Source organism: Streptomyces sp. CNQ329, assembly GCF_000482585.1.
The window spans coordinates 257,048-278,567 of sequence record NZ_AXVU01000004.1; the positions used below are offsets into that span (position 1 = coordinate 257,048).

Below are 21,520 nucleotides of genomic sequence, written 5' to 3' on the forward strand. Positions count from 1 at the left end.
GGATCCCGGCCGCGGGGGCCGGGACGTCCTACCCAACGGGAGGCAGAGCGATGGCAGTCACCCTCGCGGACGTCGCGGCACGCGCGCGCGTATCCGCCGCGACCGTCTCCCGGGTACTCAGCGGCAACTATCCGGTGGCCGAGGCCACCCGCGCGCGTGTGCTCGCCGCGGTGGACGAGCTGGACTACGTCATCAACGGCCCCGCGAGCGCGCTCGCCGCCGCCACCTCCGACCTCGTCGGCGTCCTCGTCAACGACGTCGCCGACCCCTTCTTCGGCATCATGGCCAGCGCCGTGCAGTCCGAGCTGGGCAGCGAGAAGCTGGCGGTCGTCTGCAACACCGGGGGCTCCCCGGAGCGCGAGCTGACCTACCTCACGCTCCTGCTGCGCCAGCGGGCCGCCGCCGTCGTGATCACCGGAAGCGCCGTCGAGACCCCCGAGTACGCGGAGGCCAGCGCGGCGAAGGTGGGCAGACTCGCGGCGAACGGCACGCAGGTCGTCCTCCTCGGCCGCCCGGCGAGCGCCGCGCCGGAAGGCTCGGCGGTCGCCGTCGAGTTCGGCAACCGCGAGGGCGGGCGCCGGCTCACCGAGCACCTCGTCTCCCTCGGCCACCGCCGCATCGGCTACGTCGCCGGCCCCGCCGACCGCACCACCACCCGACACCGCCTCGAAGGCCATCGCGCCGCGCTCGCCGCCCACGGTCTCGGCGGCGACGCCGGAGAGCTCGGCCGGCTGACGGTGCACGGCCCGTACACCCGGCAGTCCGGCTACGACGGCGCGCTCGAACTGCTGGACCGCGAGCCCGGGCTGACGGCCATCGTCGGATCGAACGACGCGGTGGCCCTGGGCATCTGCGCCGCGCTGCGCGAAAAGGGCATCGGCATCCCCGGCGACGTATCCGTTGCGGGCTTCGACGACCTGCCGTTCAGCGCGGACGCGACCCCGGCGCTGACGACCGTGCGGCTGCCGCTGCAGGAAGCGGCGGCGCGGGCGGCGCGGCTGGCGCTGGGACGGGAGGAAACGCCGGCGGGCGGGCGCGACATGGTGCCGGCGGAGCTGGTGGCCCGGGCGTCGACGGCGGCCCCGCGGACGTAGCGGCGGCCGGGTCCCGCGGCGATCGGCCGACCGGACGCGACAGCCTGTGGATAACTCTGCGCGGGGTCCGCCCCTGAGGGTAACTTTGACTCAGTCAAAGAAAAGCGCAGGAGGTGGGGTCCCGTGACCATCGAGGACATCCGTTCGTTCAACCGCTTCTATACGAATCTGATCGGCGCCCTCGACTACAGCCGCCGGCTCCACACGCCGTACACGCTCACCGAGGCCCGCGTGCTCTACGAGCTGAGTGCCGCCCCGCAGGCCGACGCCGCCGACCTGCGCGGGGCGCTCACGCTGGACGCGGGGTATCTGAGCAGGCTCCTCGGCAGGTTCGAGAAGGACGGCCTGATCACCCGCGGGCCGTCGGCCGCCGACGCGCGGCGCCAGCGGGTGTCGCTGACCCCGCGCGGGCGGGAGGCCGCCCATCTGCTGGAGGAGCGCTCGCGGGAGCAGGTGGGGACGCTGCTGGCGCAGGTGCCGCTGGAGCAGCGGCCCCGGCTGGCCGCCGCGATGGGCACGGTGCGGGAGCTGCTGTCCGAGTCGGCTGTGCCGGGCCCGGTCGGGGAGGCCGAGCTGCGCGAGCCGGGGCCGGGCGAGCTGGGCTGGATCGTCAAGCGCCACGGCGAGCTGTACGCGCAGGAGTACGGGTGGAACGCGGACTTCGAGGCGCTGGTGGCCCGGATCGTCGCGGACCACGCCGCGCAGCGGGACCCCGCGTGTGAGCGCACGTGGATAGCGGACCTGGGCGGCAGGCCGGTGGGCACGGTCATGTGTGTGCGGGACGACGCCCCGGATACGGCGCGGCTGCGGCTGCTGCTCGTGGACCCGGAGGTGCGGGGGCACCGGCTGGGGGCGCGGCTGGTCGACGAGTGCGTACGCTTCGCCCGCGAGGCGGGATACCGCGAGCTGGTCCTGTGGACGAACTCGGTGCTGGAGTCCGCCCGCCGGCTCTACGAGCGGGCGGGGTTCGAGCTGGTGGCCGAGAAGCCGCACCACAGCTACGGGGCGGATCTGGTCGGCCAGGACTGGCGGCTGACGCTCTGACGGATCCCGCCGGACGGCTGTGCGCAGGCGGGGGCGGGGCGGCGGCTCCGGCCGCCGGGAGAGAGCCACGACGCGGATGCTTCCCCGGACGGCGGTACCGGTGCCCAGTGGTGCAGAGGCGGCACGGGCGCCCGGACACGGCGCCGGCGGTATGCGAGCCGGGTGTGCCGGGACGGGGCCGGGATCGGGGTGCGGAACGGGGCGGTAGCGCGGCTGCTCCCGCCCGGGCGGCGGACACCCGCGGCGGGGGGCGCGCGGAAGCCGGGCGCCGGCGCGCGGGGAGAGGTGTGCGCGCGGTGCCTGCCACGCGCTCCGGGGGCGCCGGCCGCGGGGTTGCCAGGTGCTGTGGGGTCTGATCGACTCACGGCATGCGACTCGCCTTCTCCACCCTCGGCATGCCCCAGCTCCCCGTCGCCGAAGTCGCCCGGCTCGCCGCCGACGGCGGCTACCAGGGCGTCGAGCTGCGGTGCCACCCCGAGGAGCCCGTGCACACCGGGCTGGGGATCGGGGAGCGGGCGGACGTGGTCGAGGACTTCGCCGCGGCCGGGGTGGAGATCCTCACGCTGGCGAGCTACGCGGGCGTCGCCGCGCCCGGGGACGACGAGCCGGTGATCACCGAGATGCGCGAGTTGCTGGCGCTCGCCCGGGACGTGGGCGCCGCCCACGTCCGGGTGTTCCCCCGCGGAGGCGAGCAGCCGGCCGCCGAGGCCGACGCCACCGCCGCCCGGCGGCTCGGCGCCGTGGCCCCGTACGCCGCGGACCTCGGTGTGCGGGTGCTGCTGGAGACACACGACTCGCACCGCACCGGCGCCGACGTCGCCCGCATCCTGGACCTCGTCGGGCACAAGAGCACCGGCGCCCTGTGGGACGTGATGCTCACCTGGCTCGGCGGCGAGGAGCCGCAGGAGTCGTTCGCGGCGCTCTCCCCGTACCTCGGCTACGTGCAGGTCAAGGACGCGGCGTCCCGGGAGGATCTGGCACCGCTGGCGCTGGGCGAGGGGACGGTCCCGCTGGCAGAGTGCCTGGCGGTGCTGACGGAGGCCGGCTGGGACGGCTGGCTGTGCTGGGAGTACGAGAAGCGCTGGTTCCCCGGCGCCCGCGAGCTCGCGCCGATGCTGGCCGGGGGACGCGAGCACCTGCTGCGGCTGCTCGCCGACGTGGCCTGAACCCGCCGCGCCCCACGGCGTGTCCGCCCGGGGCCCCGGCCCGCCCGCACCAGCGGTGACCGCGCGATTGCGCACGTCGGAGCGGCTCCCGAGGCCGCGGTGGCCGACTGTCCTTTGTCACAGGTCGGTTGTGAAGACAAGGAGCCGACTGGCCTCATCCTTGCGCTCTTGCCTACGCTGAGGCCCGGCTTGGACATGTCACACGGAAAACGGGGGTCCGATCCGCCATGAAGCTCTGCGCACCGGCGAGTGCCCTGGCACTGGCCGCGGCGGTCACGCTGCTGACGTCGTGCGGATCGTCCGACGACGGGCCCGACCGGATCACGGGCGCGAAGGACTCCGCCGGGGACGCGAAGGAGTCACCCGCGGCCTCGTCGTCCCCGGCCGCCGACGACGACCCCGACGCACCCAGGTTCGCCTTCCCCGAGGACGTCACGGTCGAGGTGGAGAGCGAGCCGACGGGTGACGCCGCCGAGGACGCGATCCTGCGCGACCACGGCTACGCCGTGCAGTCGATCCGCCTCGGCTACGCGAAGCAGGACCCGCGCCTGGACGTCCTGGAGCGGTACCTCGCCGGCGACGCGCTCGCCGGCTGGCGCGCGGGCATCGACGAGTTCGTCGCGGACGGCAAGACCGTCACCGGCACCGTGCGGTACTACGACCGCGACGTCACCTCGCACAAGGGCGACGTGGCGTCCGTCGTGTACTGCGAGGACCAGACGAACTCGTACGCGAAGATCGCCGACACCGGCAGGGTGCTCAGGACCGAACCGAGCCCCGACGACTTCATCCGGCACGTCTCGACCATGCGCAAGACGGCGGACGGCCTCTGGCAGATGGTGCACGAGTCCGACGAACAGGGAGCAGCGCAGTGCGGAACCTCCTGAGCAGACGGCGTACGGCGGCGGTGTCCGCGGCAGGTGCCGCCCTGCTCCTCGCGGCGACCGGACCGGCGACGGCCGGCGACGGGACCGGCCAGGGCGAGTCCGACTCGATCGGCTCCCGGGTGCAGTACAGCGCCAGCAGCCCCGGCTCCGGCGAGACCTCGCCCATGACGCCGATCGGCGGTAGCTGGTCGCCGCCGGTGTGCTGGTACGAGCCGCGCTACACGCCGGACCAGATGGACGAGTACGTCCACGAGAACTTCAACGCCGAGCACAACGCCACCGCGGCCATCTCCGAACTCGTCACCGACGACAGCACCTTCGATCTCCGCAAGGACAAGGAAGGGCTGTGGTGGCAGCTCGTCTACCAGGACGACGGGGTGACGGCCGAGGCGTGCCCGGCGACGAAGTCCTTCATGTTCGTCGGCCCCGACGAGCCCGCCGAGCCGAACACGGACGTGATCGACCCAGAGACCCTGGCTGCCCTCGCGTACAACGAGACCGAACTGCCCGCCCCGCCGGTGGATCTGAAGCCCGACCCCGACCGCCAGGTCGTGAACCTGGAGACCCGCGCCGTGCTGGACCCGGCCGAGCTGCGGCGCGTCTGGGTCACCGCTTTCATCGACCCGCCGGGCGCGGACCGGATCTCCGCCACCACCGTCGCGACCCCGCAGCGGCTGCGGCTGGAGGCCGGCACGGAGGATGCGGATCCGAACGTCTGCGAGTACGACCTCGTGCGCAGGGGCGGCGGCTTCGCCGTGGACACGGAGGACGCGGGCTGCAACATCACGTACCGCAGGTCCTCCGGCGAGGGCACGTACGAGCTGGAAGCCTCGCTCACCTGGGACGTCACCTGGAACCCGAGCGGGAGCCCGGACGGGACGCCGGTGTACGAGGACTTCCCCGACGGCCGGTCGACCACCGAGATCCCGGTGACGGTCAAGGAGATCCAGACGGTGGTGCGCTGAGCGGCTGAGACGGGGCCGGCGGTCGTCACCCGGGGCGGCGCGCCGGCCCGTGTCACATCGGCCGCCCCGGCGGGCTGATGTCTCCGAGTCGCCACGCTCGTCAACCGGCCGGCACCCGCGCCGGCCTGACGTCGTCCCGCGGCGGGCGGGGGCCGCCCCGGCGGTCCCCGTCCCCGCTCCCGTGCGTGCGCGCACCACGCCGCCCGCCGCCCAGCGACGTCACGGCCACCCCGCCGACCAGCAGCAGCGCCGCCGCCCAGCGCAGCCCGGTGATCTCCTCGCCCAGGAACAGCGCCGCGGAGGACATTCCCGCGACCGGCACCAGCAGGGAGAACGGCGCCACCGTCGAGGCGTCGTACGTACGCAGCAGGTAGCCCCACACCCCGAAGCCGAAGATCGTGACGACCCACGCGATGTAGACGACCGCGCCGGCGCCCGCCCAGTCCAGCGACCGCAGCGCCTCCCAGTCCCGCTCCGGCCCCTCGAACACCAGCGACAGCGCGAGCAGCGGCAGCACGGGTATGCACGAGACCCACACCATGAAGCGCAGCCCGTCCGGCGGCGCCGCCTTGCGCATGATGACGTTCGCGACACCCCAGCAGAGGGCCGCGGTCAGCACGATCGCGAACGCCCCCAGCGGGCCCGAACCCCCCTCGTCCACCGCGGCCAGCCCCACCCCGCAGAGCGCCACCGCCATTCCCGCCAGCCGCACCCGCCCCGGCCGCTCCCCCAGCACCACGGCCGCGATGCACGCCGTGAAGACCGCCTGGATCTGCAGCACCAGCGAGGACAGCCCCGCCGGCATCCCCTGCTCCATGCCGAGGAACAGCAGCCCGAACTTCGCCGCCCCCAGCACCAGCCCGACCGCCAGGATCCACTTGAACGCGACCTGCGGCCGGCCGACGAGGAAGACCGCGGGCAGCGCCGCCACCAGGAAGCGCAGGGCGGTGAAGAGCAGCGGCGGGAAGTGGTCGAGACCCACGTCGATGACGACGAAGTTCAGGCCCCACAGGAAGGCGACGAGGACGGCGAGTGCGATGTGCAACGGGCGCATCCACCCAGGATCGGGGCGGCAACCGTAAAGCACTAGCGCGTATTACTTCATGATTGGATGTAGGAACACTGAAACCTGGGGGTGGCCATGCTCGATCTGTCCCGGCTCCGCGCACTGCACGCCGTCGCCGTCCACGGCTCCGTCGGCTCCGCCGCCGCCGCCCTCGGCTACACCCCGTCCGCCGTCTCCCAGCAGATCGCCAAGCTGGAGCGGGAGACGCGCACGCCGCTGCTGGAGCGCAGCGGTCGCGGGGTGACGCTCACCGACGCCGCCCAGCACCTCGCCGCCACGGCGGAGCAGTTGCTCGCCATCGTCGAGGAGGCCGAGACCACGCTGGAGGAGCGCCGCGGCCGGCCCACGGGGAGGCTGACGGTGGCCTGCTTCGCGACCGCGGCCCGCGGCCTGCTGCCCGCCGCGCTGGCCGCGCTCGCGGCGGAGCATCCCGCGCTCGACACCCGCATGCTGGAGGCCGACCCGCACCTCTCCCCCGGCCTGGTCACCCGCGGTGTGGCCGACCTCGCCGTCGCGCACGACTGGGACATCGCCCCGCTGCCGACCCCGGACGGCATGGAAATGGCGCCCCTCGGCGACGACCTGTGCGACATCTGCGTCCCGGTGGGGCACCCTTTCGCCCAGCGCACGGCACTCGTCCGCGCCGATCTCGTGGGCGAGCGCTGGATCTGCCAGCCGCCGGGCTCGACCTGCCATGACTGGCTCGTACGCACCCTGCGCACCTCGGGGCACGAGCCGGATCTCGCCTACCAGGTCGCCGAGTACGCCTCGCAGCTCGCGCTGGTCGCCGCCGGCCTGGGCATCGCGCTGGTGCCGCGGCTGGGCCGCGGACCGCTGCCGGCGGGGGTGGTCGCGGTGCCGCTGGAGCCGGTGCCGGTGCGGCAGGTGTACGCCGTGTGGCGTACGGGCGCCGCGCGCCGGCCGGCGATCCGGGAGGCCGTGCGGCTGCTGCAGCGGGAGTGGAAAGAGCGCGTCGGCGGCTGACGGCGTGGCGGCGACCCGGGGCGGTCCCCTGCGCGCCGGGACGGGTCTGCCGGTCCCGCGCACGGCCGCGCCCGCGGGCGGTGACACCCGCGGGCGCGGCCCGTGCGGCTCAGCGGTCCCGGCTCACGGCCGGAGCGACCGCTCCCGCAGCTCCTGCTTCGTCACCTTGTCCAGCCCGCTGTCGTACGCGGCCAGCGGCCTGGCCCTCGTGGCGGCCGCCTCGGACCCGACACCGGCCCAGTCGAGGATCCGCTCGGTGGCCTTGGCGCGCTGCTCCTCCGGGAGCTGGCCGACCCGGGCGCCGTGGTTCGCGCCGGGCGCGGTGTAGACGTACGAGTCGTCCGCTCCCTTGCCGAGGCGGAACGGCTCCGCTCCCCACGGGTCGTTCTCGCCGTAGACGAAGAGCATCTGGTGGGCGTTCGTGCGCACCCACTTGTCGACGTCTTTCATCACCGCCGGCTTGAAGCGCATGTCGATGTCGCGCGGCACGAAGTTCCGCGGCGGCTGGTAGCCGTAGCGGCTCAGGTCCGCCAGGTGCGGCAGCCGGATGGTGGGCGCGCCCAGCTCGGTGCCCGCCTGGTAGTAGTACGGCGTGTACGGCTCAAGCCCCTGGTCGGTGTAGAAGGACCAGCCGGCGATGGCGTCGACGTAGTCGTACAGCTCCTGGTCGGAGACGGTGGCGGCGTCGGGCACGTCGGCGCAGTCGGCGGCCGAGCTGTACTGCCAGAAGCCCCACACGAGGTCGAGGACGGTCGCCTCGAACGCCTTGTCCAGGCTGCCGATCGTGGCGAAGGTCGCGCCCGACTCCGCGGCCCACGCCGCGTACTTCTCCGACAGCGCGTCCCGCCGCACCAGCGCCTCGCGCTGCACCGCGTTGAGCGCGTCGCGGCACTCCTTCGGGCCCACCTGCTCGAAGAACCGGTCGTAGGCCGCGTCCTCCTCGTTCACCACGTCGTTCGGCGCCACGTAGGCGACGACGCCGTCCATGTCGCGCGGATAGAAGCGCTCGTAGTACGTGGCGGTCATGCCGCCCTTGCTGCCGCCGGTGGCCAGCCAGTTCTCGTCGTAGATGTCGTTCAGCGCCTCGAAGATGCGGTGCTGGTCGCCGGCGGCCTGCCGGATGTCGAGCTTCTTCCAGTCCGCGGGGTCGGGCCGGGACGGGGTGAAGAACCGGTACTCCATCGAGACCTGGTTGCCGTCCACGATCTGCGTGGGCTCGCTGCGCGAGGGCGTGGTGGAGACGCCGTAACCGCCGGTGGAGAAGACCGTGGGCCGGTCGGTGTCCTTGTGCAGCACGGTGAGCCGCTGCTGGAAGGTCTGGCCGTGCGGCTTCCGGTGGTCGACCGGCTGGGTGTAGTTCAGTACGAAGTAGCGGTAGCCGTCGACCGGCTTCTCCTCGATCAGGCTCATGCCCTCGATCGAGAGGAGCCGGTCCTTGATGTCGGCCTCGTCCGCGGTGGCGGCACCGACCGGTGAACTGCCCAGCCCCACCGTGCCGCTGAGCACGGCCAGACTCAGCAGCCATCCGAGCGTCCTGCGCATCTTCCCTCCCCGGGTTCACAATGACCCTCGGAACCTAGCCGCGTTGGCCACGCCGGAGAAGAACGCCGACCTCCCTGTGGATAACTTTCCACGGATTGCGCTGCCTCGATTACTCTGAGTAGCGGAACAGGGTGGGTCTGGGACGGGGAAGGCAGGGCCGGGCGATGGTATCGATGGTGCGGCACCGCCCGGGAGGATTCCGCAGGCTGCGACGACAGCTCCGTCTGCTGCGCCGTCGCCTCCGAAGGCTCCGGGAACTCCGCCTCCTAGGCCGCCGCGGGTTCCACCGAGCCCGCGTAGGTCCGCCACAGTTCCGCGTACCGGCCGCCGCGGGCGAGCAGTTCCTCGTGGGTCCCGTCCTCGGCGACGCGGCCGTGGTCGAGGACCACGACGCGATCGGCGCGGGCGGCCGTCGTCAGGCGGTGCGCGACGACGAGGGTCGTGCGGCGGCCCGCGAGGCGGTCCGTGGCGCTGTTGACCGCGGCCTCGGTGGCGAGGTCGAGCGCGGCGGTGGCCTCGTCGAGGAGGAGGATGTCGGGGTCGACCAGCTCGGCCCGGGCCAGGGCGATGAGCTGGCGCTGGCCGGCGGAGAGGTTGCGGCCCCGCTCGGCGACGTCGTGGAGGTAGCCGCCGGGCAGCGAGGCGATCATGTCGTGGGCACCGACGGCCCGCGCCGCGGCCTCGACCCGGGCGTCGGAGGCGTCGGGGCGCCCGTAGGCGATGGCGTCGCGCACGGTCCCGGAGAAGAGGTACGACTCCTGGGGGACGACGCCGAGGCGGTGGCGGTAGCCGGTGAGGTCCAGCTCGCGCAGGTCGGTGCCGTCCACGCGGACGGCGCCGCTGGTCGGGTCGTAGAACCGGGCGGCGAGCTTGACCAGCGTCGACTTGCCGGCGCCGGTCTCGCCGACGAACGCGACGGTCTGCCCGGCCGGGATCGTGAGGTCCAGCCCGGTCAGCGCCGCCTCGGCGGCGCCCCCGGCCTGCCCGTCGTACGCGAAGTGCACGTCGTCGAAGACGATCTCGCCGCGGAGCGGCCCGACGGGCCGCGGCTTCGCGGGCGGCGGCGTGGAGGGCTTCTCGTGCAGGAGTTCCTGGATGCGGCCGAGCGCGACGGACGCCTGCTGGTAGCCGTCGAAGACCTGGGAGAGCTGCTGCACCGGGGCGAAGAACAGATCGATGTACAGCAGGTAGGCCACGAGTGCGCCGGCGGTGAGCGTGCCCGCGGCCACGCGGTCCGAGCCGGCCCACAGCACGCCGACGGTCGCGAAGGAGGCGAGGAGCTGCACGAACGGGAAGTAGACGGAGATGAGCCACTGCCCGCGCACCCGGGCCCGGCGGTAGCCGTCGCTGCGCTGGGCGAACCGCGCGGCGCCGCCCTCCTCGCGGCGGAACGCCTGCACGATGCGCAGGCCGGCGACCGACTCCTGCAGGTCGCCGTTGACCACGCTGACGCGCTCGCGCGCCAGCTCGTACGCCTTGACGCTCTGCCGGCGGAAGAAGAACGTGCCGACGATCAGCGGCGGCAGGGTGGCGAAGACGATCAGGGCGAGCTGGAGGTCGATGACCAGCAGCGCGACCAGGATGCCGAAGAACGTGAGCAGCGAGACGACGGCGGTGACCAGGCCGGTCTGCAGGAACGTGGACAGCGCGTCCACGTCCGTGGTCATCCGGGTCATGATCTTGCCGGTGAGATGCCGCTCGTAGTAGTCGAGGCCGAGCCGCTGGAGCTGGGCGAAGATCTTGACGCGCAGGGCGTAGAGCACGCGCTCGCCGGTGCGGCCGGTGAGCCGGGTGGCGCCGACCTGGGCGGCCCACTGACCGAGCACCACGGCGAGCGCGAGGCCCGCGGCGGTCCACACGGCACCGAGGGAGAGCCGCTGGACGCCGTCGTCGATGCCGTGCCGGATGAGGATGGGCAGCAGCAGCCCGGCGATCGCGTCACCGGCGACGAAGAGCAGGGCGACGGCGAGCGGTGCACCGAAGCCGCGCAGCAGGCGGCGCAGGCCGTACGAGACCTCCGGCGCCTCGGCGTGCTCCTCGTCCACCCCGGGGGTGTCGGTGGCGGGCGGCAGGGCGGCGACCTTGGCCAGCAGTTCGGGGCTTCCGGGCGAGCCGGCGAGCATGCCGGCGAAGCCGGACGGGTCGCCGGCGGAGGCCGTGGAGTTGCCGCCGGCCGCCTCGCTCTTCTCGCCGGTCTCCCTGCGCACCCACAGCTCGGGGGTGATGCCGTCGACGCTGGCGTGGGTGTCCGCGGCGACCTGGCCGGCCGGGTCGCGCTCGCGGTCCGCCAGCTCGTCCGGGTCGGTCAGCAGCCTGCGGTAGAGGGGGCAGCGGGACTGCAGCTCCTCGTGCGTGCCGACGTCGGCGAGCCGCCCGCCGTCGAGGACGGCGATGCGGTCGGCGAGTGCCAGGGTGGACTGGCGGTGGGCGATGAGCACCGTGGTGCGGCCCGCCATGACGCTCCTGAGCGCCTCGTGGATCTCGTGCTCGACGCGGGCGTCGACCGCGGAGGTGGCGTCGTCCAGGAGCAGCAGCCGCGGGTCGGTCAGGATCGCGCGGGCCAGCGCGACGCGCTGGCGCTGGCCGCCGGAGAGGGTCATGCCCTGCTCACCCACGACGGTGTCATAGCCCTCGGGGAGGCCCGCGCCCGTGGCGCCGGCACCGGCGTCCCCGCCGTCGGCGGGAGCGGTGCCGTTGCCGAGCGCGGTGATGAAACCGTCGGCCTGCGCGGCGCGGGCGGCGGTGCGTATCTCCTCGTCGGTCGCGTCGGGCTTGCCGTAGGCGATGTTGTCCCGGATGGACTCGGAGAACAGGAAGCTGTTCTCGGGCACGAGCCCGATGGCCGCGCGCAGGGAGGGCAGCGTCAGGTCGCGTACGTCGTGGCCGCCGATGCGGACGGCGCCGCCGTCCGGCGCGACGTCGTAGTAGCGGGGTATCAGCATCGACAGCGTCGACTTGCCGCTGCCGGAGGCGCCGACGACGGCCATCGTCTCGCCGGGCTCGACGCGCAGGGTCAGACGGTCGAGCACCGGGTGGCCGGGGTCGTAGCCGAAGGTCACGCCGTCGAACTCGACGTCGGCGGGGGCGTCGGCCGGCAGTTCGTGGGCGCCCGGCCGGTCGGACAGCTCCGGTTCGGTGTCGATCAGCTCGTAGACCCGCTCCACGCCCGCGCGGGCCTGCTGCCCGACGGTGAGCATCATCGCCAGCATCCGGACCGGGCCGACGAGCTGCGCGAGATAGGTGGAGAAGGCGACGAAGGTGCCGAGGGTGATCTGCCCGCGGGTGGCCATCCAGCCGCCGAGCGCGAGCATGCCGACCTGGCCGAGGGAGGGCACGGCCTGCAGGGCGGGGGTGTAGCGGGCGTTCATGCGGACGGTGCGCAGCCGGGCGGCGTAGAGCTTGCGGCTGACGGCACGGAGCTTGCCGGTCTCCTGCCGCTCCTGGCCGAAGCCCTTGACGACGCGGACGCCGCCGACGGCGCCGTCCACGACGGAGGCGACGCTGCCGGCCTGCTGCTGGGCGTACCAGGTGGCGGGGAAGAGGCGGGTGCGGCTGCGGTTGGCGATCCACCACAGGGCCGGGGCGACGCCGAGGGCGACGAGGGTGAGCGTCGGGGACAGCACGAGCATGACGACCAGGGAGACCGCGAAGAGCAGCACGTTGCCGATCATCATCGGGATCATGAAGAGCAGGCCCTGGACGAGCTGCAGGTCGGTGGTGCCGCGGCCGACGACCTGGCCGGTGGACAACTCGTCCTGGCGGCGGCCGTCGAGCCTGACGATCGCGTCGTACATCTCGGTGCGCAGGTCGTGCTGCACGTCGAGGGCGAGCCGGCCGCCGTAGTAGCGCCGGACGTAGGTGAGGCCGTAGACGGCGAGGGCGGCGAGGACCATGAGGGCGGCCCAGGGCGCGAGCGGCCGGTCGCCGGAGACGATCACGTCGTCGATGATCAGCTTGGGGATGAGCGGAACCAGGGCCATGATGCCCATCCCGGCGAGGGAGGCGCCGAGGGAGAGCAGAACGTTGCGGCGATAGCGCAGACACTGGCGGACGAGTCGCCGCGCCCAGCCGTCGGGCTCGCTCCGCGAAGGCTTCCGCTCCGGTGGGGTCTCGTCCGCTGGGGTCCGTGCCGCAGGGATCTTCCCCGATGGTTCCGCCACCGGCCGCCTCCGCCTCAGTGTCGATCGTCCTGGTCCAGGATCGACAACCTACGGGCGCCGGGTTTTGTTTCTCGGGTACGAACGGAATGTTGCCCGCGGCCGTCCGCGGGCGTCCGAGCGCAGGTCAGGCGACCGCCTGCAACTGGGGCGGGCTGCTGCCGGTGAGCACCTCGACGAGTACCAGGAGCCGGGTGAGGGGTTGTTCGACGCCCTGCTCCTCCCCCGGCGCCGCGGGTCTGCCGCCCTCGGAGAAGCGGGCCCAGACGGCCTTGCCGTAGGGGCCCGGTTCGCTCCAGCCCCAACTGTCACTGAGGCACTCCACGATCTGCATCCCGCGGCCGGACTCCGCGAACGGGTCGGCACGGCACACCCGCGGTACGCCGGCCCCGGGATCGAAGACCGCGCACACGACCTCCGGGCCACGGCGCAGCAGGCTGAGGACGACGGGGTGGGGGGCCTGGCTCCAGGACGGCTCGCCCAGACCGTGCCGCAGGGCGTTGGCCACCAGTTCGGAGGCGACGGAGGCGACGTCGTCGACGCGGTCCTCCAGCAGCCACCCGCGCAGCGTGGCCCGGGCGACGTTGCGGGCGATGGATATCGACCGGGGGTCGTCCTCGAGCGTGCACGCTGCGAACTCGGAGGCGGTCACCCACCCTTCAGCCGGTGCGGTCATCTCCAACTCCCCAGTCTCACGTGCACGTTGATGAAACAGGTTGCGATGCCATAGTGATCGATGTGCACTTGCCGCTGCAAGTACGGATGCAATTTCATTCGCAAGAACAGGTGCACGTACATTGGTGTCGCGCTCACAGAAGGGGACAGGATGCAGCAGGTCACGAACGGTGTACCGGCGGATCAACTGGCCGGAATCACCTGGCGGAAGAGCCGGTTCAGCAATCCCAACGGCGAATGCGTGGAGGTCGCCGGGCTCCCCGGCGGGGACATCGCGATGCGCAACTCACGCGATCCGGGCGGACCGGCCCTCATCTACACACAGGCGGAGATCACCGCCTTCCTGCTCGGCGCGAAGGACGGCCAGTTCGACGATCTGATCGTCAACGGCAGCGCGAGAGGCCCTGGTTGAACTCCGTAGTAGCTGTACACCGAACCCTTCACAATGAGAGACTGAGCGGTCGATTCACACACCGCGGGACAGGGGTCAGGCCAGATGTCAGCGTCACCGGAGCAGACTTCATCGGTACGCAGGGCACTCTCTCAGCAGCATGGAGGGCCCACGGTTCTTCGCATCCTGCTGGGTACACACCTGCGTCGGCTCCGGGAGGCGGCCGGCGTCTCCCGTGAGGCAGCCGGTGATGCGATCCGGGCGTCCCACGCGAAGATCAGCCGCCTGGAACTCGGCCGGGTGGGCTACAAGGAGCGCGACGTCTCCGACCTCCTCACCCTCTACGGCGTCACGGACGAGCAGGAGCGCTCCGAGTTCCTCGCCCTCGCCCGCCGCGCCAGTTCCCCGGGCTGGTGGCAGAAGTACGGCGACGTGCTGCCGGGCTGGTTCGAGACGCTGCTCGGCCTCGAAGAGGCCGCGGGGCTGATCCGTAACTACCAGGTCCAGTTCGTCCCCGGGCTGCTGCAGACCGCGGACTACGCCCGCGCCGTCACCCTGCTGGCCAACGCGGGCGCGCCCGAGCAGGAGATCCAGCGCAAGGTCGACGTGCGGCTGCGCCGCCAGGAGGTCCTGGACCGGCCGGACGCGCCGAAGCTGTGGGTCGTCGTCGACGAGGCCGCGCTGCGCCGTCCGCTCGGCGGGGCGGACGTCATGCGGGGCCAGGTCAGACACCTGCTGGAGATGGGCACCCGGAAGAACATCACCATCCAGATCGCCCCCTTCGACATCGGTGGCCTCGCGGCGGCCGGCGGGCCCATACACATCATGCGCTTCACCGAGCCCGATCTGCCCGACGTCGTCTACCTGGAGCAGCTCACCAGCGCGCTCTACCTGGACAAGCCGGACGAGGTGGAGAACTACAAGCTGGTCATGGACCGGCTCTGCGCCACCGCCGAGACCCACGCGGGCAGCATGCGGATACTGGAGCAGCTCGCCGACGAGTTCTGACGGACTCCCGCCCCTTTCCACCGGTCCCGCCGGCTCCACCGTGACGCCGGGCGATCACTCCGGCGCGCCCTCGCCGGCGATCTGCCGCGCCATGAGCGTGGTCAGCTCGTACGCCGTGTGCGAAGCCGCCACCGACGTCATCTCCGCGTGGTCGTACGCCGGCGCCACCTCCACCAGGTCCGCGGAGACCAGCCGGCAGCCCGCCAGCCCGCGCAGGATCTCCAGCAGCTCGCGCGAGGTGAGCCCGCCGGCCTCCGGAGTGCCGGTGCCCGGGGCGTGCGCCGGGTCCAGGACGTCGATGTCGACGGAGACGTACAGCGGCCGGTCCCCGATCCGCTGCCGCAACTGGTCGGTGACCTCGTCCACGCCCCGGCGCATCACGTCGGCCGAGGTCACGATGCCGAAGCCCATCTTCTCGTCGTCGTCCAGGTCCTTGCGCCCGTACAGCGGCCCCCGGATGCCGACGTGCGAGAGCGCCGCGGTGTCGACCACGCCCTCCTCCACGGCGCGCCGGAAGGGCGTGCCGTGGGTGTAGGCGGCGCCGAAGTAGGTGTCCCAGGTGTCCAGGTGCGCGTCGAAGTGCAGCAGGGCGACCGGCCCGTGCCGGCGCGCGACCGCACGCAGCAGCGGCAGCGCGATGGTGTGATCGCCGCCGAGGGTCATCAGCCGGGCGCCGGTCGCCAGCAGCTCGTCGGCGGCACCCTCGACGGTCGCCACCGCCTCGCCGATGTCGAACGGGTTGACCGCGACATCGCCCGCGTCCGCGACCTGGGCCAGCGCGAAGGGCGCGGCGTCCTGCGCCGGGTTGTACGGGCGCAGCAGCCGCGACGCCTCGCGGATCGCGTTGCCGCCGAAGCGGGCGCCGGGGCGGTAGGAGACGCCGCTGTCGAAGGGGACGCCGACGACGGCGACGTCCGTACGCCCCACCTCGTCCAGGCGGGGCAGCCGGGCGAAGGTGGCCGGGCCCGCGTAGCGCGGGACGCGGGAGGAGTCGACGGGGCCGCGAGGGGTGCCGGTGGTACTCATGCCTCGACGATAGGCGCAGGGCAGCGCGGTGGTCGCTGTACAGAGTGGACACCTGCGTCCCCGCACATGTGTCCGGGTGACAATGACACCATGGCCCTCATGTCCCTGCCTGACGCACCCAGCCGCCCCGACCTCGTCGACCACCTCATACGCACCCGTATCGCGGGCGACGTCGCCACGCCCCGCGAGGGAAACCTGCGCCACTACCGCGAGCTGAGCCAGGGCAACCTGCGCTTCTGGCTCGGCCTCGACCTCGGCGACCGCTGGACCGACGAGCGCGACGTGCTGGCCGTCATGGCCGAGCGCGTCGGCGTCGTCGCCGATCCCGCGCACACCCACGGCCAGGACCGCATCGACCCCGAACTGACCGTCGACGGCCTGGACCGGATGGCGGCCGAGCTGCGCAAGGCCGCCGAGAGCCGGCAGCGGGTGCTGCTGGCGACCGGCCACCCCGGCGGGCTGCTGGAGGTGCACAGCGCGACGGCGGCGGCGCTGCGCGCGGCCGGCTGCGACATCGTCACGGTGCCGCCGGGACTGCGGACGGGCGAGGGCGACGACGGCTCGTACGGCAACGTGCAGCAGTTCTGCGACGTGGCCGTGCTGGAGCGGGGCGCGACGCTGTGGCACACCCACGCGCCGCAGCCGGTGCGGCAGATCCTCGACGCGCTGGAGCGGGCCGGCGAGCCGCAGCCGGACCTGGTGGTCGCCGACCACGGCTGGGCGGGCGGCGCGGCCCAGCGCGGCGTGCACGCGGTGGGGTACGCGGACTGCAACGACCCGGCGCTCTTCCTCGGCGAGGCCGAGGGCACGCTCGCGGTGGCGGTGCCGCTGGACGACCATGTCGCGGACCCGGGGGCGTACCGGCTGATGACGGCGTACCTGCTGGCGGCGGCGGGGCTGGAGCTGCCGTAGCGGAGGGCGGGGGCAGCACGGGCCCCGGGCCGTGGCCCGGTGCGCCGGTCAGGCGCGCGGGACGCGGATCACGCCCTCCTGGATCACCGATGCCGCCAGCCGCCCGTCGTGGGTGAAGATCCGCCCCGTGCTCAGTCCCCGCCCGCCCTGCGAGGTCGGCGACTCCTGGTCGTACAGCAGCCACTCGTCCGCCCGGAACGGCCGGTGGAACCACATCGCGTGGTCCAGGCTGGCGCCCACGACATCGCCGACGGCCCAGCCGCCGCGGCCGTGCGCGAGCAGCACCGAGTCGAGCAGGGTCATGTCCGAGACGTACGTCATGAGGCAGACGTGCAGCAGCGGGGTGTCGACGGCGCCGGTCAGCTTGCCGTTCGTACGGAACCACACCTGCGAGCGCGGCTCCCGCGGCACCCCGGGCTCCCCGCCCCACGGCGGCGGCGCGGCGTAGCGCAGGTCGACCGCCGCGCGCGCCTCCAGCATCCGGCCGGCGAGGGCGGGATCGAGGAAGTTGACCGCGTAGCGCGGCATCGCCTCCTCGGCGGTGGGCAGCGTCTCCGGATCGGGGGCGGGCGGCATGGGCACCTGGTGCTCCAGGCCCTCCTCGTGGAGCTGGAAGGACGCGGAGAGGTGGAAGACCGGCTGGCCGTGCTGGACGGCGACGACGCGGCGGGTGGTGAAGGAGCGGCCGTCGCGGATGCGGTCGACGGTGTAGACGAGGGGGGCGCCGGGGTCCCCGGGGCGCAGGAAGTAGGCGTGCAGCGAGTGCGGCGGCCGGTCGGCGGGCACGGTGCGGCCGGCGGCGACCAGTGCCTGCGCGGCGACCTGCCCGCCGAAGACGCGCGGGACGACGGCGGTGCGGGAGTGGCCGCGGTAGATGTCCTGCTCGATCTGCTCCAGGTCCAGCAGGTCGACCAGTTCGGTGAGCGCGGCGTCGTCCATGGGGCGAGTCTCGCAGAGCCGGCGGCCCTACAGGCCCATCGACTTGGCGACGATGGAGCGCATGACCTCGCTGGTGCCGCCGTAGATGCGGGTGACGCGGGTGTCGGCGTAGAGGCGGGAGATGGGGTACTCGTTCATGTAGCCGTAGCCGCCGTGCAGTTGCAGGCACTTGTCGATGACGACGGCCGCGCGCTCGGTGCAGAAGAGCTTGACGGCGGCGGCGTCGGCGACGCTCAGCTCCCCCGCGTCGTGCGCGTCCAGCGCGCGGTCGACGTACGCCTCCATGGCGCCGACTTCGGCCTTGCAGTCGGCGAGGACGAACTTGGTGTTCTGGAACTCCGCCACCGTGCGGCCGAAGACGGTGCGCTCCTTGACGTACTCCACCGCGAACCGCACGGCCGCGGCGGCCTGGGCGTACGCGCCGACGGCGATGCCGAGGCGCTCCTGCGGGAGGTTGTGGGTGAGGTACGTGAACGCCTTGCCCTCCTCCCCGAGCAGGTCGTCGACGGGCACCTTGACGTCGGTGAAGCTCAGCTCGGCGGTGTCGGAGGACTTCAGCCCGAGCTTGTCGAGCTTGCGCCCGACGGCATAGCCGGCCGAGGAGGTGTCGACGACGAGGATGGAGATGCCGCCGCGGCGGTCCTCGGGGGCCGGCGGGGCGGTGCGCGCGCAGACGAGGACGCGGTCGGCCTGGACACCGCCGGTGATGAAGGTCTTGGCGCCGTTGAGGACGTAGTGCGTGCCGTCGTCGGAGAGCTTCGCGGTGGTCTTCATGCCGGCGAGGTCGGAGCCGGTGCCGGGCTCGGTCATGGCGATGGCGGTCATCATGTCGCCGGAGACGAAGGCGGGCAGCCAGCGGCGCTTCTGCTCCTCGCTGCCGTACTTGAGCAGATAGGGCAGGCACAGGGCGGTGTGCACGGAGGAGCCGCCGAAGGAGACGCCGGCGCGGGCGCACTCCTCGCTGATGACGGCGTTGAACTTGAAGCTGCGCTCCCCTGCCCCGCCGTACTCCTCCGGCACCTCGATCCCGAAGACGCCCAGCTCACCGAGCTTCTTGTAGAGCTCGCGGGGGACGGCGCCGGCTTCCATCCACTCGTGGTAGTACGGCACGACCTCGGCGGCGATGAAGTCCCGGATGGTCTCGCGGAACGCCTCGTGGTCCTCGTTGAACACCGTCCGCCGCATGGTCCTCGCCTCCCGGGGGAACTCCGACTAAGCGCTTGCTCAGCGCGCTTGCCTCGAAGTTACCTGCGGGTCACCACGGCTGTCCAGGCCGCACCCCTGCGGCGGGGGTCACAGCTCCGGCTGGGGCGCCGCCGCGAAGGCGCCGCGGGCGAGGCGGTGGAGGAGGGCGGCGGTGGCGGCGCGGTCGGGGAGGGTGCCGCGGGCGCCGAGGTGGGGGGTGGAGTTGAGGAGGCCGAAGACCGCGTGGACCGCGGTACGGGCCGCCCCCTCCGTCAGCACCGGGTAGGCATCCCGGACGACGTCGACCCACAGCTCGACGTACTGCCGCTGCAACTGGCGCACCAGCTTGCGGTCCTCGTCGCGCAGCCGGTCCAGCTCCCGGTCGTGCAGGGTGATCAGCGGACGGTCGTCCAGCGCGAAGTCGATGTGGCCGCTGATCAGCGCGTCCAGCGGCGCGTCCGGGCCCGGCCCGCGCACCGCCGCCCGGGCGCGGCCCGCCGCCAGCAGCCGCTCGCTGATGCCGACCAGCAGCTCCGCGAGCATGGCGTCCTTGCCCGCGAAGTGCCGGTAGAGGCCGGGGCCGCTGATGCCGACCGCCGCACCTATCTCGTCCACGCCGACCCCGTGGAAGCCGCGGTCCGCGAAGAGACGCGCGGCCTCCTTCAGGATCTGCTCGCGTCGGGTGGGCGCGGGGGCCGCCTCGGTGCTCATGAGGACCATTGTAGACAGCCCGGTTAGTGAGCGTTAACCTTGGGCATACGGCGTTAACGACAGCTAACCTGCTTGTCGGCCAGGACGGCCGAACGGATCATCGAGGAAGGGCGCCGCCCCCGTGGACCACGCACCCGTGCTGACGACCGCCGCGGACCCCGCCGGCCCGGCAGGCGCCGCCTGGCGGGCCAACGAGGCGGCCCACCGCGCGCTCGCCGCCGAGCTGCACGACAAGCTCGCCGCCGCCCGCGCCGGCGGCGGCGAGAAGGCCCGCGCCCGGCACACCGCCCGCGGCAAGCTGCTTCCCCGCGACCGCGTCGACGGCCTGCTCGATCCCGGTTCGCCGTTCCTGGAGGTGGCGCCGCTCGCCGCCGACGGGATGTACGGCGGCGGGGCGCCGGCCGCCGGCGTCATCGCCGGCATCGGCCGGGTCAGCGGCCGGGCCTGCGTGGTCATCGCCAACGACGCCACCGTCAAGGGCGGCACGTACTACCCGATGACCGTCAAGAAGCACCTGCGCGCGCAGGAGATCGCGCTGGAGAACCGGCTGCCCTGCGTCTACCTCGTCGACTCCGGCGGTGCCTTCCTGCCCATGCAGGACGAGGTCTTCCCCGACAGGGAGCACTTCGGCCGGATCTTCTACAACCAGGCCCGCATGTCCGGCGCCGGGATCCCGCAGATCGCCGCCGTCCTCGGCTCCTGCACCGCCGGCGGCGCGTACGTCCCGGCGATGAGCGACGAGGCCGTGATCGTCCGCGGCCAGGGCACGATCTTCCTCGGCGGCCCGCCCCTGGTGAAGGCCGCCACCGGCGAGGTCGTCACCGCCGAGGAGCTGGGCGGCGGCGAGGTGCACGCGCGCACCTCCGGCGTCACCGACCACCTCGCCGAGGACGACCCGCACGCGCTGCGCATCGTTCGCGGCATCGTCGACACCCTCCCCGAGCCCGGCCCGCCCCCCTGGTCCGTACGCGCCGCCGTGGAACCCACGTACGACCCGGCCGGCCTCTACGGCGTCGTGCCCGTCGACTCACGGACGCCGTACGACGTGCGCGAGGTCATCGCGCGGGTGGTCGACGGCTCGCGCTTCCAGGAGTTCAAGGCCGAGTACGGCACGACGCTCGTCACCGGCTTCGCCCGCATCCACGGTCACGCCGTCGGCATCGTCGCCAACAACGGCATCCTGTTCTCCGAGTCCGCCCAGAAGGGCGCCCACTTCATCGAGCTGTGCGACCAGCGCGGCATCCCGCTGCTCTTCCTGCAGAACATCTCCGGCTTCATGGTCGGACGCAGCTACGAGGCGGGCGGCATCGCCAAGCACGGCGCGAAGATGGTGACCGCCGTGGCCTGCACGCGGGTGCCGAAGCTGACCGTCGTCATCGGCGGCTCGTACGGGGCCGGGAACTACTCGATGTGCGGCCGGGCGTACTCCCCCCGCTTCCTGTGGATGTGGCCCAACGCGAAGATCTCCGTCATGGGCGGCGAGCAGGCCGCGTCCGTCCTCGCGACCGTCAAGCGCGACCAGGTGGAGGCGCGCGGCGAGGAGTGGCCGGCGGAGGAGGAGGCGGCCTTCAAGGCACCCGTCCGCGAGCAGTACGAGACGCAGGGCAACGCCTACTATGCGACCGCCCGCCTGTGGGACGACGGCGTCATCGACCCGCTGGACACCCGCCGGGTGCTCGGGCTGGCGCTGACCGCCTGCGCCCACGCGCCGCTGCCCGCCCGGGACGGCGCGGCGCAGGGCTTCGGCGTCTTCCGGATGTGAGGGGGA

18 protein-coding genes are annotated in these 21,520 nt (G+C 73.0%); 10 read left to right on the forward strand and 8 right to left on the reverse strand.

Annotated features, from left to right (window positions below; all coding sequences use genetic code 11):
• Positions 1-50: 50 nt before the first annotated feature.
• From I003_RS0103630 to I003_RS0103650, 5 genes are all read left to right on the forward strand, one after another.
• A complete protein-coding gene (locus tag I003_RS0103630; RefSeq protein WP_027770251.1) occupies positions 51-1,094 on the forward strand; it encodes a LacI family DNA-binding transcriptional regulator in 1,044 nt (347 codons plus the stop codon).
• Positions 1,095-1,217: 123 nt separating this feature from the next.
• Positions 1,218-2,138: a helix-turn-helix domain-containing GNAT family N-acetyltransferase gene (locus I003_RS0103635; protein ID WP_027770252.1), complete on the forward strand. Its 921-nt coding sequence runs from the start codon at positions 1,218-1,220 to the stop codon at positions 2,136-2,138.
• 368 nt (positions 2,139-2,506) lie between these two features.
• A complete protein-coding gene (locus I003_RS0103640; protein WP_027770253.1) occupies positions 2,507-3,304 on the forward strand; it encodes a sugar phosphate isomerase/epimerase family protein in 798 nt (265 codons plus the stop codon).
• Between the two features lie 227 nt (positions 3,305-3,531).
• Positions 3,532-4,191, forward strand: coding sequence for a hypothetical protein (locus I003_RS0103645; protein WP_027770254.1), 660 nt, complete (start codon positions 3,532-3,534; stop codon positions 4,189-4,191).
• Entirely contained in the window at positions 4,176-5,156 is a 981-nt protein-coding gene (locus I003_RS0103650) for a hypothetical protein (RefSeq protein WP_027770255.1), read from the forward strand. Before I003_RS0103645 ends, I003_RS0103650 begins: the two co-directional genes overlap by 16 nt.
• Positions 5,157-5,256: 100 nt before the next feature.
• Here the strand turns inward: I003_RS0103650 and I003_RS31415 are convergent, their stop codons facing one another.
• Positions 5,257-6,210, reverse strand: a complete 954-nt coding sequence (locus I003_RS31415) for an EamA family transporter (RefSeq protein ID WP_078563703.1) — start codon at positions 6,208-6,210, stop codon at positions 5,257-5,259.
• An 87-nt stretch (positions 6,211-6,297) separates the two neighbouring features.
• On the opposite strand from I003_RS31415, the gene I003_RS0103660 reads away from it, so the two are divergent.
• Positions 6,298-7,206, forward strand: coding sequence for a LysR family transcriptional regulator (locus I003_RS0103660; protein ID WP_027770256.1), 909 nt, complete (start codon positions 6,298-6,300; stop codon positions 7,204-7,206).
• 123 nt (positions 7,207-7,329) lie between these two features.
• Here I003_RS0103660 and I003_RS0103665 read toward each other — a convergent pair whose 3' ends face one another.
• The 3 genes from I003_RS0103665 to I003_RS0103675 all read right to left on the reverse strand — a co-directional run bounded on the left by I003_RS0103665 (position 7,330) and on the right by I003_RS0103675 (position 13,581).
• Positions 7,330-8,748, reverse strand: a complete 1,419-nt coding sequence (locus tag I003_RS0103665) for a S28 family serine protease (protein WP_027770257.1) — start codon at positions 8,746-8,748, stop codon at positions 7,330-7,332.
• A 266-nt stretch (positions 8,749-9,014) separates the two neighbouring features.
• Complete coding sequence (locus I003_RS0103670; protein ID WP_486584079.1) at positions 9,015-12,788, reverse strand: ABC transporter ATP-binding protein; 3,774 nt, start codon at positions 12,786-12,788, stop codon at positions 9,015-9,017.
• A 244-nt stretch (positions 12,789-13,032) separates the two neighbouring features.
• Positions 13,033-13,581, reverse strand: a complete 549-nt coding sequence (locus tag I003_RS0103675; RefSeq protein ID WP_486584073.1) for an ATP-binding protein — start codon at positions 13,579-13,581, stop codon at positions 13,033-13,035.
• A 150-nt stretch (positions 13,582-13,731) separates the two neighbouring features.
• Here I003_RS0103675 and I003_RS0103680 point away from each other — a divergent pair, with 150 nt between their 5' ends.
• Both I003_RS0103680 and I003_RS0103685 read left to right on the forward strand, forming a co-directional pair.
• On the forward strand, positions 13,732-13,992 hold the full coding sequence (locus I003_RS0103680) for a DUF397 domain-containing protein (RefSeq protein ID WP_027770260.1): 261 nt from the start codon (positions 13,732-13,734) through the stop codon (positions 13,990-13,992).
• An 84-nt stretch (positions 13,993-14,076) separates the two neighbouring features.
• The gene (locus I003_RS0103685; protein WP_027770261.1) at positions 14,077-14,979 is read left to right on the forward strand and encodes a Scr1 family TA system antitoxin-like transcriptional regulator; all 903 of its coding nucleotides are present in this window, start codon (positions 14,077-14,079) and stop codon (positions 14,977-14,979) included.
• A 54-nt stretch (positions 14,980-15,033) separates the two neighbouring features.
• On the opposite strand, the gene speB is transcribed toward I003_RS0103685, so the two are convergent.
• Complete coding sequence (gene speB, locus I003_RS0103690; protein ID WP_027770262.1) at positions 15,034-16,005, reverse strand: agmatinase; 972 nt, start codon at positions 16,003-16,005, stop codon at positions 15,034-15,036.
• A gap of 90 nt (positions 16,006-16,095) precedes the next feature.
• Here speB and I003_RS0103695 point away from each other — a divergent pair, with 90 nt between their 5' ends.
• Complete coding sequence (locus I003_RS0103695) at positions 16,096-16,917, forward strand: phosphatase (protein ID WP_027770263.1); 822 nt, start codon at positions 16,096-16,098, stop codon at positions 16,915-16,917.
• A 48-nt stretch (positions 16,918-16,965) separates the two neighbouring features.
• On the opposite strand, the gene I003_RS0103700 is transcribed toward I003_RS0103695, so the two are convergent.
• The 3 genes from I003_RS0103700 to I003_RS0103710 all read right to left on the reverse strand — a co-directional run bounded on the left by I003_RS0103700 (position 16,966) and on the right by I003_RS0103710 (position 19,752).
• On the reverse strand, positions 16,966-17,856 hold the full coding sequence (locus I003_RS0103700; protein ID WP_027770264.1) for an acyl-CoA thioesterase: 891 nt from the start codon (positions 17,854-17,856) through the stop codon (positions 16,966-16,968).
• Positions 17,857-17,883: 27 nt separating this feature from the next.
• The gene (locus I003_RS0103705; protein WP_027770265.1) at positions 17,884-19,041 is read right to left on the reverse strand and encodes an acyl-CoA dehydrogenase family protein; all 1,158 of its coding nucleotides are present in this window, start codon (positions 19,039-19,041) and stop codon (positions 17,884-17,886) included.
• 108 nt (positions 19,042-19,149) lie between these two features.
• The gene (locus I003_RS0103710) at positions 19,150-19,752 is read right to left on the reverse strand and encodes an SACE_7040 family transcriptional regulator (RefSeq protein WP_027770266.1); all 603 of its coding nucleotides are present in this window, start codon (positions 19,750-19,752) and stop codon (positions 19,150-19,152) included.
• Between the two features lie 121 nt (positions 19,753-19,873).
• Between I003_RS0103710 and I003_RS0103715 the strand changes: the two genes are divergently transcribed.
• Positions 19,874-21,514, forward strand: a complete 1,641-nt coding sequence (locus tag I003_RS0103715; RefSeq protein WP_027770267.1) for a carboxyl transferase domain-containing protein — start codon at positions 19,874-19,876, stop codon at positions 21,512-21,514.
• Positions 21,515-21,520: the final 6 nt, after the last annotated feature.

Coding starts and splice junctions, on each gene's coding strand:
- I003_RS0103630 (WP_027770251.1), top strand. CDS start 51: ATGGCAGTCACCCTCGCGGACGTCGCGGCACGCGCGCGCGTATCCGCC.
- I003_RS0103640 (WP_027770253.1), top strand. CDS start 2,507: ATGCGACTCGCCTTCTCCACCCTCGGCATGCCCCAGCTCCCCGTCGCC.
- I003_RS0103645 (WP_027770254.1), top strand. CDS start 3,532: ATGAAGCTCTGCGCACCGGCGAGTGCCCTGGCACTGGCCGCGGCGGTC.
- I003_RS31415 (WP_078563703.1), bottom strand. CDS start 6,210: ATGCGCCCGTTGCACATCGCACTCGCCGTCCTCGTCGCCTTCCTGTGG.
- I003_RS0103660 (WP_027770256.1), top strand. CDS start 6,298: ATGCTCGATCTGTCCCGGCTCCGCGCACTGCACGCCGTCGCCGTCCAC.
- I003_RS0103665 (WP_027770257.1), bottom strand. CDS start 8,748: ATGCGCAGGACGCTCGGATGGCTGCTGAGTCTGGCCGTGCTCAGCGGC.
- I003_RS0103675 (WP_486584073.1), bottom strand. CDS start 13,581: ATGACCGCACCGGCTGAAGGGTGGGTGACCGCCTCCGAGTTCGCAGCG.
- I003_RS0103680 (WP_027770260.1), top strand. CDS start 13,732: ATGCAGCAGGTCACGAACGGTGTACCGGCGGATCAACTGGCCGGAATC.
- I003_RS0103685 (WP_027770261.1), top strand. CDS start 14,077: ATGTCAGCGTCACCGGAGCAGACTTCATCGGTACGCAGGGCACTCTCT.
- speB (WP_027770262.1), bottom strand. CDS start 16,005: ATGAGTACCACCGGCACCCCTCGCGGCCCCGTCGACTCCTCCCGCGTC.
- I003_RS0103695 (WP_027770263.1), top strand. CDS start 16,096: ATGGCCCTCATGTCCCTGCCTGACGCACCCAGCCGCCCCGACCTCGTC.
- I003_RS0103700 (WP_027770264.1), bottom strand. CDS start 17,856: ATGGACGACGCCGCGCTCACCGAACTGGTCGACCTGCTGGACCTGGAG.
- I003_RS0103705 (WP_027770265.1), bottom strand. CDS start 19,041: ATGCGGCGGACGGTGTTCAACGAGGACCACGAGGCGTTCCGCGAGACC.
- I003_RS0103710 (WP_027770266.1), bottom strand. CDS start 19,752: ATGAGCACCGAGGCGGCCCCCGCGCCCACCCGACGCGAGCAGATCCTG.